This window comes from Stutzerimonas stutzeri (genome assembly GCF_024448935.1).
Classification (GTDB): Bacteria; Pseudomonadota; Gammaproteobacteria; order Pseudomonadales; family Pseudomonadaceae; genus Stutzerimonas; species Stutzerimonas stutzeri_AO.
Window position 1 is genome coordinate 1 of sequence record NZ_JAMOIE010000170.1, and the last position, 3459, is coordinate 3459.

Annotated in this window: 4 protein-coding genes; 2 read left to right on the top strand and 2 right to left on the bottom strand. The window is 58.1% G+C overall.

Annotated elements, in window-relative coordinates:
- Window positions 1-242 precede the first annotated feature (242 nt).
- Window positions 243-374, bottom strand: coding sequence for a hypothetical protein (locus tag NA637_RS24245; RefSeq protein ID WP_256075077.1), 132 nt, complete (start codon window positions 372-374; stop codon window positions 243-245).
- A gap of 189 nt (window positions 375-563) precedes the next feature.
- On the opposite strand from NA637_RS24245, the gene NA637_RS24250 reads away from it, so the two are divergent.
- Entirely contained in the window at window positions 564-1718 is a 1155-nt protein-coding gene (locus NA637_RS24250; RefSeq protein ID WP_256075078.1) for a C4-dicarboxylate TRAP transporter substrate-binding protein, read from the top strand.
- 39 nt (window positions 1719-1757) lie between these two features.
- Entirely contained in the window at window positions 1758-2963 is a 1206-nt protein-coding gene (locus NA637_RS24255; RefSeq protein ID WP_256075082.1) for an acyl-CoA dehydrogenase family protein, read from the top strand.
- A gap of 75 nt (window positions 2964-3038) precedes the next feature.
- Here the strand turns inward: NA637_RS24255 and NA637_RS24260 are convergent, their stop codons facing one another.
- On the bottom strand, window positions 3039-3299 hold the full coding sequence (locus NA637_RS24260) for an AMP-binding protein (protein ID WP_256075084.1): 261 nt from the start codon (window positions 3297-3299) through the stop codon (window positions 3039-3041).
- Window positions 3300-3459 lie beyond the last annotated feature (160 nt).

Genomic DNA, 3459 nt, shown 5'->3' on the forward strand with positions numbered 1-3459 from the left:
GAGTGGTCTTGGGCGGACGGACTTCACCCTTGCGCGGACACTTGTCTGGCCGGGCCGGATAGCGTGGGTTAAACCCTGCACGCCGGAGGCGTTCCCATGCCCGACAGTCGTCCCGTTTCGCGTTTCCCCGTCCCGGATATCACCGCGCTGCTGATGACCTGCGAAGCCGCATTGAAACCCTGCAGGAGAAAATGGGCTTCATTCCCAACGTGTTCCTGGGCCATGCCCATCGCCCGAGCCAGTTACGGGCGTTTGTGGCCATGCACGATGACCTGATGGAATCCGATGAGACCTGAGCCGGGCCGGGCCGGGCGGGAAATGATCATGGTGGCCACCAGTAGCGACAACCATGCCTGTACTGCTTGATGTCTCACGGCGCTTTCCTGCGAGTCCGCTCAAAACAGCCCTGGCTGTCAGACCAGATAGCCGCGAACTACCGGGATGCCGAAATCAGCAAACCGCCAACGGGCCATGCTGGACTATGGTTGTATGACTCGCTGAGAATCTCTGGCAAACCTGCCGGACTACTACCCTGATCGGGTTAAGATCATGAGGAGCAAACAATGAAAACAAAAAACCGCACCTGGGGCCTTTCAATGGTCGCATTAGCCTCCGCAGTGTTGATGTCCTCTGCCGCTTACTCTCGTGAGCTCAACTATGCACTTGGTGCTCCATCGGGAACTCCTGTCTATGAGGCCGTTGAATTTTATGCCGAACAGGTCGATGAACTCTCCGATGGCGAACTGACTGTGAAGATCTTCCCCTTGTCGTTACTCAGTTTCGCGGAAATGTCCTCCGGTATTCGGGACGGCATCGCCGATATGGGGCTGATCCTGACCCCATACCACGCCGGTGAGTTTCCTCCGATTAACCTGCTGGCGGAATCCTCCATGCTGCTTACGCTGGAAGATGAGCTGGAAGCCGGAAAGGAGGGGGTTGCGTTCGGTGCGGCGCTGTCGGAATTCATAATGTTTCGCTGCCCTGAATGCATCGATCGGTTTGAACAGCAAAACCAGGTTTACCTGGGACATGCGGCAGGCACGGCCTATGGCTTGATGTGTGATGAGCCTGTTGTGTCGCTGAAGGATATCGGTGGCAAGCGGGTCCGGGTTGGTGCAGGCAATTTTGCGCGCTGGTCGGAGGCTGTGGGTGCTACGCCTGTAACGATGTCTGCCAACGAAATGCGGGAAGCCATTTCTCAGGGCATTGTGGACTGTATTGCCCTTTCCAGTCCTGAAATACAGAACTATGGATTGGTCGGCCTGGTAACAGATCTGACAATGGCCGTTCCCGGCGGGGTTTTCCCTTTTGCCTCGTTCCAGACCAATCAGGATCTGTGGCGATCGCTCACCGATGAGGAGCGGGAGATTCTGATAAGGAGTGCTGCCGAAGGTAATGCCGCCATCTCGTGGACCTATGTGGAAGCCGCTGAGGAAAGCTTCGACCTGGTACGTAAAGAAGGTGCGCGCTTCCATGAAGCGGATCAGTCATTGCTGAGCACAACCAGTGATTTTATCGCGAAAGATATGGAGACCCTGGCAGAACAGTATGAAGAACGCTATGGGCTGGAAGACGCAAAAGCCATGCTGGATGAGTTTCGTCCGATTCTGTCAGCCTGGGCAGCCAGGGTAGGTCAGGTCGAAAGCCGGGAAGAGCTTGCCCAACTCTACTGGGAGCATATTTTCTCGAAGGTTGACCCGGCCTCCCACGGCCTTTAACAGCCAGAAATCCGTTACTCGAAAATCGAGGACCAGATTATGTTATTTCACCAGTCGGAAAAAGCCCGGGATCTTCTGGATCAGGTCCGGCAATTCATGACCGAGGAAGTCAGCCCGGTAGAGCATCGGTACCGGGAGCAGATAGGCGGTGAGAACCGCTACCGGACGCCGGAGATTGTTCAGGAGCTGAAAGCGAAGGCGAGGTCCGTGGGCCTGTGGAATCTGTTTCTTCCGGGAGATCATGGCGCGGGGCTGACTAATCTGGAGTACGCGCCCCTGGCGGAGGAGATGGGCCGTATCCAGTGGGCGTCTGAGCTATTCAACTGCTCGGCACCCGACACCGGCAATATGGAAATACTGTCGATGTTCGGCACTCCGGAGCAGAAGCAGCAGTGGCTGGAGCCCCTGCTGGCGGGCGAGATCCGTTCCGCCTTCTCAATGACCGAGCCGGCGGTGGCCTCCAGTGATGCCACCAATATCCAGTGCGAGATCCGGCGTGACGGTGACGAGTATGTAATTAATGGTCGCAAGTGGTTTACTTCCGGCGCCATGAACGAGGCCTGCAAGCTGCTGATCGTCATGGGCAAGACTGACCCGGACAACGCCGATCGGCATCGTCAGCAGTCCATGATCCTGGTGCCGAAGGATGCCCCGGGAGTCAACATCATCCGCGATATGACCGTATTCGGCTACGACGAGGCTCCTGTGGGCCATCCGGAGATTGTCTATGACGACGTACGGGTGCCGGCTGCGAATATGCAGCTCGGGGAAGGGCGTGGGTTCGAGATTGCCCAGGGCCGCCTCGGGCCGGGGCGTATCCATCACTGTATGCGGCTGATCGGTTGCGCCCAGCGCGCACTGGAAATGCTGTGTCAGCGGGCGGAGCAGCGCGAGGCCTTCGGGCGTAAGCTGTCCCGGTTTGACTCCGTACGTGAGGAGATCGCCGATTCCTTCTGCGAGATCGAACAGGCCCGGCTGCTGACCCTGAAAGCCGCCGACAAGATGGACCAGGAAGGCAACAAGGCGGCAAAAGACCTGATTGCAGCGGCCAAGATCGTGGTGCCCTCCATGGCGGCGCGGGTGATCGACAGGGCCATTCAGGTCCATGGCGGCGCCGGGGTGAGCCAGGACACCTTCCTGCCGGAAGCCTGGATGTACGCACGCTATATACGTATCGGCGATGGCCCCGACCAGGTCCACCGTGCCGCATTGTCCAGACAGTTATTGAAAACCTACGGTACCTGAAGCCGGGATCGTGAACCGAGGTCTGACCCAGTTTTCCGCAGGGAAAACAGGGGGAGACCTGGTTCAGCCCCAGGTTCACCGGCGCGAATACCGGTTGGCCTTGGCACAAGCCATGTAGCTCACCATCGATTCCAGGCAGTCACGGGCGAGTAAGCCCACGGGCTCGCCTGCTTCCAGCCCGAGGCCAAGCAGACTGCGAGCCTTGCGGTCAGCCTGGTTCTCAAACTCTCGGTAGGTAAGGGCACGACCCCCGTCCGCCATGGCGATGTTGTGCGGATAAAGGTCCGCTGTCCGGGTCAGGATGTCGCCCGCGCATACCGGGTCGATCATGTTCATTAGGGATAGGTCTGATGCAGTGCTTGCCTGGCCATAAAAGCCTCCGCAGGGTCGGGTTCATTGTTGTTGTCAGCACAAATCTAGCGGCTACAGGGATTTGAACAAGCGTTTGGTATGTAAGTGGGTATGGCTGCCGAACGGTACCCACAGGCCCATGGGG